The following is a 12,628-nucleotide window of genomic DNA, read 5'->3' on the forward strand; positions in this document are numbered from 1 at the left end:
TCTAGAGTCGACCTGCAGGCATGCAAGCTTCGGCCGCCTAGGCCGCGGCCGCGCGAATTCGAGCTCGGTACCATTTATCAGGGTTATTGTCTCATGAGCGGATACATATTTGAATGTATTTAGAAAAATAAACAAATAGGGGTTCCGCGCACATTTCCCCGAAAAGTGCCACCTGACGTCTAAGAAACCATTATTATCATGACATTAACCTATAAAAATAGGCGTATCACGAGGCCCTTTCGTCTTCACCTCGAGAAAATTTATCAAAAAGAGTGTTGACTTGTGAGCGGATAACAATGATACTTAGATTCAATTGTGAGCGGATAACAATTTCACACATCTAGAATTAAAGAGGAGAAATTAAGCATGCGTAAAGGAGAAGAACTTTTCACTGGAGTTGTCCCAATTCTTGTTGAATTAGATGGTGATGTTAATGGGCACAAATTTTCTGTCAGTGGAGAGGGTGAAGGTGATGCAACATACGGAAAACTTACCCTTAAATTTATTTGCACTACTGGAAAACTACCTGTTCCATGGCCAACACTTGTCACTACTTTCGGTTATGGTGTTCAATGCTTTGCGAGATACCCAGATCATATGAAACAGCATGACTTTTTCAAGAGTGCCATGCCCGAAGGTTATGTACAGGAAAGAACTATATTTTTCAAAGATGACGGGAACTACAAGACACGTGCTGAAGTCAAGTTTGAAGGTGATACCCTTGTTAATAGAATCGAGTTAAAAGGTATTGATTTTAAAGAAGATGGAAACATTCTTGGACACAAATTGGAATACAACTATAACTCACACAATGTATACATCATGGCAGACAAACAAAAGAATGGAATCAAAGTTAACTTCAAAATTAGACACAACATTGAAGATGGAAGCGTTCAACTAGCAGACCATTATCAACAAAATACTCCAATTGGCGATGGCCCTGTCCTTTTACCAGACAACCATTACCTGTCCACACAATCTGCCCTTTCGAAAGATCCCAACGAAAAGAGAGACCACATGGTCCTTCTTGAGTTTGTAACAGCTGCTGGGATTACACATGGCATGGATGAACTATACAAATAAGCTTAATTAGCTGAGCTTGGACTCCTGTTGATAGATCCAGTAATGACCTCAGAACTCCATCTGGATTTGTTCAGAACGCTCGGTTGCCGCCGGGCGTTTTTTATTGGTGAGAATCCAAGCTAGCTTGGCGAGATTTTCAGGAGCTAAGGAAGCTAAAATGGAGAAAAAAATCACTGGATATACCACCGTTGATATATCCCAATGGCATCGTAAAGAACATTTTGAGGCATTTCAGTCAGTTGCTCAATGTACCTATAACCAGACCGTTCAGCTGGATATTACGGCCTTTTTAAAGACCGTAAAGAAAAATAAGCACAAGTTTTATCCGGCCTTTATTCACATTCTTGCCCGCCTGATGAATGCTCATCCGGAATTTCGTATGGCAATGAAAGACGGTGAGCTGGTGATATGGGATAGTGTTCACCCTTGTTACACCGTTTTCCATGAGCAAACTGAAACGTTTTCATCGCTCTGGAGTGAATACCACGACGATTTCCGGCAGTTTCTACACATATATTCGCAAGATGTGGCGTGTTACGGTGAAAACCTGGCCTATTTCCCTAAAGGGTTTATTGAGAATATGTTTTTCGTCTCAGCCAATCCCTGGGTGAGTTTCACCAGTTTTGATTTAAACGTGGCCAATATGGACAACTTCTTCGCCCCCGTTTTCACCATGGGCAAATATTATACGCAAGGCGACAAGGTGCTGATGCCGCTGGCGATTCAGGTTCATCATGCCGTTTGTGATGGCTTCCATGTCGGCAGAATGCTTAATGAATTACAACAGTACTGCGATGAGTGGCAGGGCGGGGCGTAATTTTTTTAAGGCAGTTATTGGTGCCCTTAAACGCCTGGGGTAATGACTCTCTAGCTTGAGGCATCAAATAAAACGAAAGGCTCAGTCGAAAGACTGGGCCTTTCGTTTTATCTGTTGTTTGTCGGTGAACGCTCTCCTGAGTAGGACAAATCCGCCGCTAGGAGCTTGCGGCCGCACTTGTGTATAAGAGTCAGGTTCCTGCTTGCGCCCTTCGGAGGCGGCGATCAGTGCGCGCTTTTCGCGTTCGGCAGTGATCTGGGCCTGCATGGCGTGCAGGATTTCCTTGGGCGGGGTCAGGTCCTTGATTTCATAGCGCAGCACCTTCACGCCCCAGTTCTCGGCCGATTCGTCGATGGCACTGACGATGGCGGTGTTGATGTGATCGCGTTCCTCGAAGGTCTTGTCCAGTTCCATCTTGCCGATCACCGAGCGCAGCGTGGTCTGCGCCAGCTGGGTGATGGCGGCAATGTAGTTGGATGAACCATAGGAGGCCCGCATCGGATCGGTGATCTGGAAGTACAGGATGCCGTCGACCTGCAGCTGCGTATTGTCACGGGTAATGCAGACCTGCGGCGGCACGTCCAGCGGGATTTCCTTGAGGATGTGCTTGTAGGCCACGCGATCGATGAAAGGCACCACGATGTTGAGGCCCGGTGCCAGCGTGGCGTGGTACTTGCCCAGGCGCTCCACCACCCAGGCGTGCTGTTGCGGGACCACCTTGACCGTCTGCACGACGAAGACGATGGCGAGGAAGAAAATGACCAGAGTGACGCTACCCAGCATGGAACTCTCCTTGGAACTTGAGGGGGATGGATCAGCGCGGTGCCACCAGCAGGCGGCTGCCGCGTATTTCGCGGATGACGTAGGGGCCGGGCAAGGCATGGTGCCCGGGCAGCAGTTCGACATCCCACTGCGCACCGCGGTAGGGGACGCGGGCGATGTATTGGCTGCCCTGTGCCTGCCAGGCTGGCACCTCGACGCTCTGGCCGATATCGAGCAGCAGGTTGGGATCGTCGTTGGCATTGCCCTGGCGCAGGCGGCCATAGCGGCTGCGGCGCAGCGCGAGCACCGCCGCCACGCCCACGATGGCCGCTACCAGCAGTTGCCACTCCAGTGGCACGCCACCCCATGCAACGACGCCGCCGGCGGCCAGACCCAGCGCAATCATCAGCAGATAGAAGGTCCCGGTGAATAGTTCTGCGGCCAGCAGCCCACCTGCCAGCGCCCACCAGATCGCCCAGTCGCTCATCAGCCCACCTCGTCAGTTAATAGCAAACGCGCCAAGTCTACCGCAGCTTGAGAACACAAAAACAAAGGCGCGGACATTTCTGTCCGCGCCTTTCACTTCTTTCAACGATCGACGTCAGTTGTTGGTCACTGACGCTTACCGCATCATCACTTCTTGGCCAGCTGCTGCCAGGTATCGATGACGGTATCCGGGTTCAGCGAGATCGACTCGATGCCCTGGTCCATCAGCCATTCGGCGAAGTCCGGATGGTCCGAAGGGCCCTGGCCGCAGATGCCGACGTACTTGCCCTTCTCGCGGCAGGTGGCGATGACCTTGGTCAGCAGGGCCTGCACCGCCGGGTCGCGCTCGTCGAAGTCGGCTGCCAGCAGCTCCATGCCGGAATCGCGGTCCAGGCCCAGGGTCAGCTGGGTCAGGTCGTTGGAACCGATGGAGAAGCCGTCGAAGTGTTCCAGGAACTGCTCGGCCAGGATGGCGTTGGACGGCACTTCGCACATCATGATGACGCGCAGGCCGTTCTCGCCGCGCTTCAGACCGTACTTGCCCAGCAGGCCGATGACCTTTTCAGCCTGACCCAGGGTACGCACGAAGGGCACCATCACCTCGACGTTGGTCAGGCCCATGTCTTCGCGTACGCGCTTCATGGCCTGGCATTCCATCTGGAAGGCTTCGGCGAAGTCATGCGCCAGATAACGGGCCGCACCACGGAAGCCCAGCATCGGGTTTTCTTCGTCCGGCTCGTAGCGCGAACCACCGATCAGCTTCTTGTACTCATTGGACTTGAAGTCCGACAGGCGCACGATTACCGGCTTGGGCCAGAAGGCCGCGGCGATGGTGGCGATGCCTTCGGCCAGCTTGTCCACATAGAAAGCCTTGGGCGAAGCATGACCACGGGCGACGGACTCCACAGCCTTCTTCAGGTCGGCGTCGATGTTCGGGTATTCCAGGATGGCCTTGGGGTGTACGCCGATGTTGTTGTTGATGATGAATTCCAGACGCGCCAGGCCGACACCGCCATTGGGGATCGACTGGAAGTCGAAGGCCAGTTGCGGGTTACCCACGTTCATCATCACCTTCAGCGGGATCGGCGGCAGTTCGCCACGGGCCACTTCGGTCACTTCGGTTTCCAGCAGGCCGTCGTAGATCTTGCCTTCGTCGCCTTCAGCGCAGGACACGGTCACCAGGGTGCCATCCTTCAACACGTCGGTCGCGTCACCGCAACCGACCACCGCCGGCACGCCCAATTCACGGGCGATGATGGCGGCGTGGCAGGTACGACCGCCACGGTTGGTGACGATGGCCGAGGCACGCTTCATCACCGGTTCCCAGTTGGGATCGGTCATGTCGGCCACCAGCACGTCGCCGGGCTGTACGCGTTCCATTTCCGCCGGATCGGTGATCACGCGCACCGGACCGGCGCCGATCTTCTGGCCGATGGCACGGCCGGTGGCCAGCACGGTACCGGAGCTCTTCAGCTTGAAGCGCTGCTGGGCGTCGGTGGCCTTTTGCTGCGACTTCACGGTTTCCGGGCGAGCCTGCAGGATGTAGAGCTTGCCGTCACGGCCGTCCTTGCCCCACTCGATGTCCATCGGGCGCTGGTAGTGCTTTTCGATGATGGTGGCGTACTTTGCCAGTTCCACCACTTCGGCGTCGGTCAGGGAATAGCGGTTGCGCAGTTCCACCGGCACATCCACGGTCTTGACCGAGCGGCCGGCCTTGGCTTCGCCGGTGAATTCCATCTTGATCAGCTTGGAACCCAGGTTGCGGCGGATCACGGGCTGCTTGCCCAGTTCCAGCATGGGCTTGTGGACGTAATACTCGTCCGGGTTGACGGCGCCCTGCACCACGGTTTCGCCCAGGCCATAGCTGGAGGTGATGAAGACCACATCCTTGAAGCCCGATTCGGTGTCGATGGTGAACATCACACCAGCCGCGCCGACGTCGGAGCGCACCATGCGTTGCACGCCGGCCGACAGCGCCACTTCCGCGTGGGTGAAGCCCTTGTGGACGCGATACGAGATGGCGCGGTCGTTGTAGAGCGAGGCGAAGACGTGCTTCATCGCTTCCAGAACGTTGTCGATGCCGACCACGTTCAGGAAGGTCTCCTGCTGACCGGCAAAGGAGGCGTCAGGCAGGTCTTCGGCGGTCGCGGAGGAACGCACGGCAAACGACATCTCGGCGGTCGAATCGGCTACCAGCTTGTCGTAGAAGGCACGGATTTCCTGGTCCAGGCGCGGCTGGAATGGCGTGTCGATGATCCATTGACGGATCTCGGCGCCGGCTTGCGCCAGCGAACGCACGTCATCGATATCCAGACCTTCGAGGCGCTTGGCGATACGGGCGGCCAGCGTCGGACCGCCACCGGCGCTGTGTTCCAGGAAATCGCGGAAAGCTTGCGCAGTCGTGGCGAAACCGCCCGGCACACGTACACCGGCGCCGGCCAGCTGGGAAATCATTTCACCCAGCGATGCGTTTTTGCCACCGACGGACTCGACGTCCGTCATGCGAAGAGTTTCAAAGGAGGCTACGTATACTGCCCCCTGGGTGTTTACTGCGTTGGACATGACTACCCCTAGCTTGATGATAAGAAATCTTCGCGGGCGCGGCATGGGTCGGTTTATTTTTGTTATTCTGCGACGGTTGCGGCAGCAGGTGCGGTGTCGAGGAAGAGCCCAGGGACATGAGCAGACGCGCGCAGGCACCGAGGACGTTTGCCAATGCAAACATCATCAGGAACTCGGTCGAATTGCGCAGGCGAATGACGGTCATGAGGATGGGCTTCTCGAAATATTGCTAGGCATTGTACCGCGTGAAATCATTTTTGTTCGTAGCACCAAACTTTTTTTCAATTTTCCAAAAGACAAGATAATCAGACCATGCTCGACCCCATGCCGATCCCGCATCCTTCGCCCGTCCTGGCCGCCAACCGCACTGTCTTCTTTGTTTCCGACGGCACCGGGATCACCGCAGAAACCTTCGGGCATTCGGTGCTGAGCCAGTTCGAGTTGCGTTTCAAGCAGATCCGTCTGCCCTTCATCGATACCCTGGACAAGGCCCACGACGCCACCCGCAAGATCAACGAGGCCTATCAGGTCGACGGCAAGCTGCCGATCGTCTTTTCCACCCTGGTCAAGTCGGAGCTGTCCTCGGTGATCCGCCGCGCCAAGGCCATGCACATGGATCTGTTCCAGACGTTCGTGGAGCCGCTGGAGCAGGAGCTGGAGATGAAGTCCACGCACACCATCGGCCGCAGCCACAACACCACCGATTCCGAGGAATACCGCAATCGAATCGAGGCCATCAATTTCTCCCTGGCGCATGATGACGGCCAGTCCAACAAGAATCTCTCGGAAGCCGACGTGATCCTGGTGGGCGTCTCGCGCTCAGGCAAGACCCCGACCAGCCTGTACCTGGCCATGCAGTTCGGCATCAAGTGCGCCAACTACCCCCTGATCCCGGAAGACTTCGAGCGCGAAAAGCTGCCCAGCGGCCTGGTGATGCACAAGAAAAAAATCTTTGGCCTGACCATCGCTCCTGAACGCCTCTCGGAAGTGCGCAATGAGCGCCGCCCGGGTAGCAAGTACGCCGCGCTGGAAAATTGCCGCTATGAAATCAATGAAGCCGAGAAGATGATGCGGCGCGAAGGCATCCGCTGGATGTCCTCCACCACCAAGTCCATCGAGGAAATCGCTGCCACCATCCTGCAGGAAATCAAGCTGGAGACGCGCTGAACTCAGGCCCGACCTCGGGCCTGCAGCGACGGGCCACGGTCAGCACGCGGGTGCGCTTTTTGGGGCCGCTGATGAAGGTTTCCATGGTGAAGGAAACTTCAGTATCGAGGGTGTAGGCGGCGTTGTAGCAATCCGGGCCGCAGAGGTGGTCGGCGGCCGGAACCAACATATTTCCACGCAGCAAATAAGACTGATAAGGCTGGCCGACGCGCTCGCCGTCGGCGAACAGCACCGCGACCCGGTCGGCGCCGAAACGGTAATCGAAGAGACGGGAAAACAGGATGGGGCGCCCCAGTGCCCCTGCCAGCATGCGCAGTTGGCCACGTTCGCGGTAGAGCAACTGGCCCGGCACTTCGCCCGAAATGAAATCGAAGGTGCCGACGGCCGTAGCCTGCGGTGTCTCGCTACCTTCCCAGATGGTGCGATCGAACTGCCATTGCCCAAGGAAGTAGGCCGCCAGGGCGGCCAAGTCCGGGGGAGGAAACGCCGTCGTGACCGCCGTCGTCGCCATGATGCCCTCTCAGCGCCCCAGCGTGCGCTGGCGCAGTTGTTCGAACAGGCAAACGGCCGCCGCAGCGGCCACGTTGAGCGACTCCATCTGCCCCAGATGCGGGATCACCACTTCTTGCGTTGCGGCCTCCTGCAAGGCCGGCGAGACGCCCTGCCCTTCATGCCCCAGCAACCAGGCCACAGGGCCGGAGAGGTCGCAGTCGTAGATGGTCTGCGCGGCGTGCGAGCTGGTGGCCAGCAACGGAATGCGGCTGGCTGCGCACAAGGCGACCAGGTCCACATTCTCGAAGATATCCAGCACGAAATGCGCGCCCATGCCGGCGCGCAAGACCTTGGGCGACCAGGCTGCCGCCGTGCCGGGGGAACAGAACACCTGCTTCACCCCGGCCGCGGCGGCGCTGCGCAAGATGGAACCCAGGTTGCCGGGGTCTTGCAGACCATCCAGCAATACTGCCGAATCCCGCAGCGATTGGGGCGCGACCGCCTGTGGGGTCATCACCAGCAGGAACAGCCCGACGCCGTTTTCGACGGTGCTGATGGCGTCATACAGCTTGTCGGCCAGCACCAGGCACTGGGCACCCAGCGCTTCACTCCGGGCCAGGATGGGTGCGACCTCGGGATGGTACTGGGCGCCCTCTGCGACTACGCAAAGCTGTGGCGCGCCGCGATACTGCAGCCAGGCCTGGGCCAGGTGCACGCCGTCCAGCAGGCTCTGGCCGGCGCGGCGGCGCGCCTGGCTGCTGGAGGCCAGCTGCTTCAGATCCTTGAAGAGCGGATTGTCTTTCGAAGTAATCAGTTTCATGTGCCCTCCCTACGCCACCATGACGGCCGGGCCTGACACGGCCTGCCCCGCCAGCAGGGCCTTGACCGGAGCGTAGGAGCGGCGGTGCACCGGCGACACGCCATGCAGGCGCAGCATCTCCAGATGCAAGGGGGTCGGATAACCCTTGTGACGGTCAAAGCCGTAATGCGGATAGGCGTCGTGCAAGACCATCAGTGCGGCATCGCGCGCGGTCTTGGCCAGGATGGAGGCGGCCGAAATCGAGGGCACCTTGTCGTCGCCCTTGACGATGGCTTCGGAGCGGATGCTCATCACCGGGCAGCGATTGCCGTCGATCAGCGCCAGCGTGGGCAAGGTGGAGAGTGCTTCCACCGCGCGTCGCATGGCCAGCATGCTGGCCTGCAGGATGTTGAGTTCGTCGATTTCCTGCTCGGTGCAGGAGGCGATGGACCAGGCCAGCGCGCATTCCTTGATCTCCAGCGCCAGGCCATCGCGGGCGGCTTCGCTGAGTTTCTTGGAGTCGCGCAGGCCCTTGACCGGGCGCGCCGGATCCAGGATCACGGCAGCGGCGAACACCGGACCGGCCAGCGGCCCGCGGCCCGCCTCGTCAACGCCGCAGATGATCTCTCCGGTGTGGTCGTCGAACAATGCCATTGTCTGCGGCGCCAGCTTGGGCATGGGAATTTCCTTCTTCAAACTTGATAACGAACCGTCGCTGCCGAGGTCAGCGGCGACGGGCGCCGATGACCTCGCACACGGCATTGGCACTCTCGCGGCTGGTATCGCGCAGCAGCGCATGGTGCATGTCGGCAAAGCGCCGCAGCAGGCGCTGCTGGAGCGCGTGGTCTTCCAGCTGATGCCACATGGCATCGGCCAGCGCGGTCGGGGTCGCCTGATGCTGCAGCAGTTCCGGCACCAGGAAGTCCCGGGCCAGGATATTGGGCAGACCGACCCAGGGCTGGTAGGCCATGTGACGCATGATCTGGTAAGAGGCCCAGTTGACCTTGTAGGAGATCACCATCGGCTTCTTGTACAGCGCCACTTCCAGCGAGGCCGTACCGGAGGCCACCAGCACCGCATCCGAGGCTTCCATGGCGCTGTGCGACTGGCCACGGATGACCTGGATGTCCAGGTCTTCATAGCCACCCTGGCGAATCTGTTCCTGGAAGAATGCCATCTGGTGATCGCCGGCCATCGGGGTGACGAACTGCAATTGTGGGTCACGCTGCCTGAGCAGGCGCGCCGCCGCCAGGAAGCCTTCACCATTCTGCTTGAGCTCGCTCATGCGGCTGCCCGGCAGGATGGCTACCACCCGCCCGGGACCGGTCAGACTCAGGCGCTGGCGGGCGCCGGCCGTATCCGGTTGCAGCGGAATCACCTCGGCCAGCGGATGACCGACATAGGTCACCGGCACGCCAGCCTTGCGGTAGATGCTTTCCTCGAAGGGGAAGATGACCAGCATGTGCGATACCGCACGCTGGATCTTCTTGATGCGCCAGCCTCGCCAGGCCCAGATCTGCGGCCCGATGAAATGGATGGTCGGGATACCGGCCTTCTTGAGCTGTTCTTCCAGGCCCAGGTTGAATCCCGGGTAATCGACGCCGACGAAGGCGTCCGGCCGGTCGGCCAGCAGCTTGTCACGCAGCGCTTCCTGGATGCCCTTGATCTCGCGATAGCGCGGAATCACCTCGAACAGGCCGCGCACGGTCAGCTTGTCCATCGGCCAGTGGCTGGTAAAGCCTTGCGCGGCCATGTGCTCGCCGCCGATACCATGCAGACGCGCCTGCGGCAGGCGTTCACGCACGCCGGCCAGCAGGCGGCTGCCGAGCAGGTCGCCTGAACTCTCCCCGGCGACCAGCGCAATCGACTGGCGCCGCGTGATGTCAGCGGATGATGCCACGGGCCGAAGCCTCGATGAACTCGCGCAACATGCGGATGTACTGGGCAGCATCGGCGGACTTGGCTTCCATCTGCGCCAGTTCCTGCTTGGCCTGCTCCAGCGGCAGGTTGGCACGATAGATCAGCTTGTAGGCGCGCTTGATCTCCATGATCTGCTCGCTGCTGAAGCCACGACGCTTGAGGCCTTCGCTATTGATGCCGGCGGGGACGGCGCGGTTGCCGGCAGCCGTCACGAAGGGCGGGACGTCCTGGCTGACTGCGGCGGTGAAGGCCGTCATGGCATGCGCGCCGATGTGGCAGAACTGGTGCACGGTGGTGAAACCGCCCAGGAAGACGTAATCGCCCAGGTGCACGTGCCCGGCCAGCGTGGCATTGTTGGCCAGGATGATGTTGTTGCCCAGCTGGCAATCATGGGCCAGGTGGACGTAGGCCATGATCCAGTTGTCGTTGCCGATGCGGGTGGCACCGGCATCCTGGACGGTGCCACGGTTGAAGGTGACGAATTCGCGGATGGTGTTGCGGTCACCGATCTCGACGGTGGTAGGCTCGCCGGCATACTTCTTGTCCTGCGGCGCCGCACCGATGGAGGCGAACTGGAAAATCTCGTTGTCCCGACCGATGCTGGTGTGGCCTTCGATGACCACGTGCGGACCGATGCGGGTACCGGCACCGATGCGCACATCAGGGCCGATGACGGCATAGGCGCCGATCTCGACCGACTCGTCGATCTGTGCTCCGGGGGCAATCACTGCGCTTGGATGGATCTTGGACATATCCTGTGCTTCGCTTGGGTTCGCTGGATGTACACATTGCAGATGCGCAACATGCACAATGAATCAGGCCCGGCGCGACCTTGCCGATCGCCGCCGGGCCTGCCTTGCAGCCTGTCGTCAGGCCGGCCGGGTCAGGCGCTCTGGCTGGCGTCGGCGGCGCTGCGCATGGTGCACATGAGGTCGCCTTCGACTGCCACCTGACCATCGACGGTAGCCACTGCGCGGTACTTCCAGATGCCGCGCGCGCGACGGGTGATCTCGACTTCCATCTTCAACTGGTCGCCCGGCTCCACCGGACGCTTGAAGCGTGCATTGTCGATGCCCACGAAATAGACCACGGTGTTTTCGTCCGGCTTGCGGCCTTCGGTCAGGAAGGACAGCAGTGCAGCCGTCTGGGCCAGCGCCTCGATCATCAGCACGCCCGGCATCACCGGCTTGTGCGGGAAGTGACCATTGAAGAATTCTTCATTCACGGTCACGTTCTTGATCGCGGTGATGGTCTTGCCGCTCTCCCAGTTCAGCACGCGATCGACCAGCAGCAGCGGGTAACGGTGCGGCAGGTACTGTTTGATTTGATTGATGTCGAGGCTATTCATTCTCTTCTTGATTCTCTGAAAGCGGGGCTTGGCCCGCTTGTTCTTGTGTCAACGTTTTGAGCGATTTTTCCAACGCCCGGATTTTCTCACGCATCGTGCCCAGATTGCGCACTAATGCCGCCGATTTTTCCCAGTCGCGGTGTTCGGTGATGGGATAGAAGCCGGTGTACTGGCCTGGCTCCAGGATGGAACGCAGGGCCAGGGTGCCGGCCGAGACGTGGACCTTGTCCACGATGGTGATGTGGCCATGGATCATGGCTGCGCCACCGATGGAGCAATACTTGCCGATGCGGGCGCTGCCGGCGATGCCTGCACAGGCAGCAATGGCGGTATGCGCGCCGATGTGGCAGTTGTGGGCGATCTGGATCTGGTTGTCGAGCTTGACGCCCTCCTCGATCACGGTGTCGGCCAGCGCACCACGGTCGATGGTGGTATTGGCGCCGATTTCGACGTCGTCGCCGATCATCACGCGGCCCACCTGGGGAATCTTGATCCACTGGCCCGCCTCATTGGCGAAACCAAAGCCATCCGCGCCAATCACGGCGCCGGAATGGACGATGCCACGGGCGCCGATTTCGCAGCCGTAGTGCAAGGTGGCACGGGCGTGGAAATGGGTATCCTCGCCAACGCTGGCGTGCTGCCCGATGAAACTGCCGGCATCGATGCGGGCACGCGGGCCGATGACGGCGCCGGCTTCGATCACCACCAGCGGACCAATCACGGCATCCGGCGCCACGCTGGCAGCAGGATCGACCACGGCGCTGGGGTGGATGCCGGCCGGAGGCAGCACCTCGGCCAGGGCCTGGAACATCTGCGCAGCACGGGCGAAATAGGCGTAGGGATTACGGGTGACGATGCGGGCACCGGCATAAGCCTGTACCTGGGCGTCGTCGGCCTCGGACAGGATCAGCGCCGCGGCCTGGGTCTGGTCGGCTTGTGCGCGGAATTTGGGATTGGAGAGGAAGGTGATGTGGCTGGAACCTGCGGCATCCAAGGGCGCGATGCCCTGGACTGCGATGTTCGCATCACCCTTCAACTGCCCGCCCAAGCGCTCGACCAATTGCTCCAGTCGAATACTCATCTTGGCTTTCCGAATGACAGGCGTTGCCTGGAATGACGATAAAACGAAAGCCGCCTGCATGGCGGCCCCTGAAGCGACATGCGGGCGCCGGGGCGATGCTGCCCCGCGCCC

Annotated in this window: 12 protein-coding genes and 1 pseudogene; 3 read left to right on the top strand and 10 right to left on the bottom strand. The window is 59.5% G+C overall.

Going from position 1 to position 12,628, the window contains the following annotated elements:
* Positions 1 to 366: 366 nt before the first annotated feature.
* Both HFRIS_RS06680 and HFRIS_RS06685 read left to right on the top strand, forming a co-directional pair.
* Positions 367 to 1,083 (top strand): green fluorescent protein, encoded by a 717-nt coding sequence (locus HFRIS_RS06680; RefSeq protein WP_006462513.1) that lies wholly within the window; start codon positions 367 to 369, stop codon positions 1,081 to 1,083.
* A 157-nt stretch (positions 1,084 to 1,240) separates the two neighbouring features.
* Positions 1,241 to 1,900: a type A-1 chloramphenicol O-acetyltransferase gene (locus HFRIS_RS06685; RefSeq protein WP_000412211.1), complete on the top strand. Its 660-nt coding sequence runs from the start codon at positions 1,241 to 1,243 to the stop codon at positions 1,898 to 1,900.
* Positions 1,901 to 2,095: 195 nt separating this feature from the next.
* Here HFRIS_RS06685 and HFRIS_RS06690 read toward each other — a convergent pair.
* The 3 genes and pseudogenes from HFRIS_RS06690 to ppsA form a co-directional block, all read right to left on the bottom strand.
* Positions 2,096 to 2,683: pseudogene (locus tag HFRIS_RS06690) on the bottom strand (SPFH domain-containing protein); the annotation flags it as partial.
* A 31-nt stretch (positions 2,684 to 2,714) separates the two neighbouring features.
* On the bottom strand, positions 2,715 to 3,149 hold the full coding sequence (locus tag HFRIS_RS06695) for an NfeD family protein (protein ID WP_006462522.1): 435 nt from the start codon (positions 3,147 to 3,149) through the stop codon (positions 2,715 to 2,717).
* A 146-nt stretch (positions 3,150 to 3,295) separates the two neighbouring features.
* A complete protein-coding gene (gene ppsA / locus HFRIS_RS06700; protein ID WP_006462523.1) occupies positions 3,296 to 5,650 on the bottom strand; it encodes a phosphoenolpyruvate synthase in 2,355 nt (784 codons plus the stop codon).
* Positions 5,651 to 6,022: 372 nt separating this feature from the next.
* Between ppsA and ppsR the strand changes: the two genes are divergently transcribed.
* Positions 6,023 to 6,877 (top strand): posphoenolpyruvate synthetase regulatory kinase/phosphorylase PpsR, encoded by an 855-nt coding sequence (gene ppsR, locus HFRIS_RS06705; RefSeq protein WP_006462525.1) that lies wholly within the window; start codon positions 6,023 to 6,025, stop codon positions 6,875 to 6,877.
* On the opposite strand, the gene HFRIS_RS06710 is transcribed toward ppsR, so the two are convergent.
* From HFRIS_RS06710 to lpxD, 7 genes are all read right to left on the bottom strand, one after another.
* Positions 6,858 to 7,388, bottom strand: coding sequence for a DUF6314 family protein (locus HFRIS_RS06710; protein ID WP_051110887.1), 531 nt, complete (start codon positions 7,386 to 7,388; stop codon positions 6,858 to 6,860). The genes ppsR and HFRIS_RS06710 overlap by 20 nt on opposite strands.
* Before the next feature lie 9 nt (positions 7,389 to 7,397).
* Positions 7,398 to 8,189: a TrmH family RNA methyltransferase gene (locus HFRIS_RS06715; RefSeq protein ID WP_006462527.1), complete on the bottom strand. Its 792-nt coding sequence runs from the start codon at positions 8,187 to 8,189 to the stop codon at positions 7,398 to 7,400.
* Positions 8,190 to 8,198: 9 nt separating this feature from the next.
* On the bottom strand, positions 8,199 to 8,846 hold the full coding sequence (rnhB, locus tag HFRIS_RS06720; RefSeq protein ID WP_006462528.1) for a ribonuclease HII: 648 nt from the start codon (positions 8,844 to 8,846) through the stop codon (positions 8,199 to 8,201).
* A 46-nt stretch (positions 8,847 to 8,892) separates the two neighbouring features.
* Positions 8,893 to 10,068: a lipid-A-disaccharide synthase gene (gene lpxB / locus HFRIS_RS06725; RefSeq protein WP_006462529.1), complete on the bottom strand. Its 1,176-nt coding sequence runs from the start codon at positions 10,066 to 10,068 to the stop codon at positions 8,893 to 8,895.
* Entirely contained in the window at positions 10,052 to 10,840 is a 789-nt protein-coding gene (lpxA, locus tag HFRIS_RS06730) for an acyl-ACP--UDP-N-acetylglucosamine O-acyltransferase (protein WP_006462530.1), read from the bottom strand. The genes lpxB and lpxA overlap by 17 nt, the downstream gene beginning before the upstream one ends.
* 131 nt (positions 10,841 to 10,971) lie before the next feature.
* Positions 10,972 to 11,436, bottom strand: a complete 465-nt coding sequence (gene fabZ, locus HFRIS_RS06735) for a 3-hydroxyacyl-ACP dehydratase FabZ (RefSeq protein ID WP_006462531.1) — start codon at positions 11,434 to 11,436, stop codon at positions 10,972 to 10,974.
* The gene (gene lpxD, locus HFRIS_RS06740; RefSeq protein WP_006462532.1) at positions 11,429 to 12,517 is read right to left on the bottom strand and encodes a UDP-3-O-(3-hydroxymyristoyl)glucosamine N-acyltransferase; all 1,089 of its coding nucleotides are present in this window, start codon (positions 12,515 to 12,517) and stop codon (positions 11,429 to 11,431) included. Before lpxD ends, fabZ begins: the two co-directional genes overlap by 8 nt.
* Between the last annotated feature and the right edge of the window lie 111 nt (positions 12,518 to 12,628).

The organism is Herbaspirillum frisingense GSF30 (assembly GCF_000300975.2).
Classification (GTDB): domain Bacteria; phylum Pseudomonadota; class Gammaproteobacteria; order Burkholderiales; family Burkholderiaceae_D; genus Herbaspirillum; species Herbaspirillum frisingense.

Coding starts and splice junctions, on each gene's coding strand:
- fabZ (WP_006462531.1), bottom strand. CDS start 11,436: ATGAATAGCCTCGACATCAATCAAATCAAACAGTACCTGCCGCACCGT.
- HFRIS_RS06710 (WP_051110887.1), bottom strand. CDS start 7,388: ATGGCGACGACGGCGGTCACGACGGCGTTTCCTCCCCCGGACTTGGCC.
- HFRIS_RS06685 (WP_000412211.1), top strand. CDS start 1,241: ATGGAGAAAAAAATCACTGGATATACCACCGTTGATATATCCCAATGG.
- HFRIS_RS06695 (WP_006462522.1), bottom strand. CDS start 3,149: ATGAGCGACTGGGCGATCTGGTGGGCGCTGGCAGGTGGGCTGCTGGCC.
- lpxD (WP_006462532.1), bottom strand. CDS start 12,517: ATGAGTATTCGACTGGAGCAATTGGTCGAGCGCTTGGGCGGGCAGTTG.
- rnhB (WP_006462528.1), bottom strand. CDS start 8,846: ATGCCCAAGCTGGCGCCGCAGACAATGGCATTGTTCGACGACCACACC.
- ppsR (WP_006462525.1), top strand. CDS start 6,023: ATGCTCGACCCCATGCCGATCCCGCATCCTTCGCCCGTCCTGGCCGCC.
- HFRIS_RS06715 (WP_006462527.1), bottom strand. CDS start 8,189: ATGAAACTGATTACTTCGAAAGACAATCCGCTCTTCAAGGATCTGAAG.
- ppsA (WP_006462523.1), bottom strand. CDS start 5,650: ATGACGGACGTCGAGTCCGTCGGTGGCAAAAACGCATCGCTGGGTGAA.
- HFRIS_RS06680 (WP_006462513.1), top strand. CDS start 367: ATGCGTAAAGGAGAAGAACTTTTCACTGGAGTTGTCCCAATTCTTGTT.
- lpxA (WP_006462530.1), bottom strand. CDS start 10,840: ATGTCCAAGATCCATCCAAGCGCAGTGATTGCCCCCGGAGCACAGATC.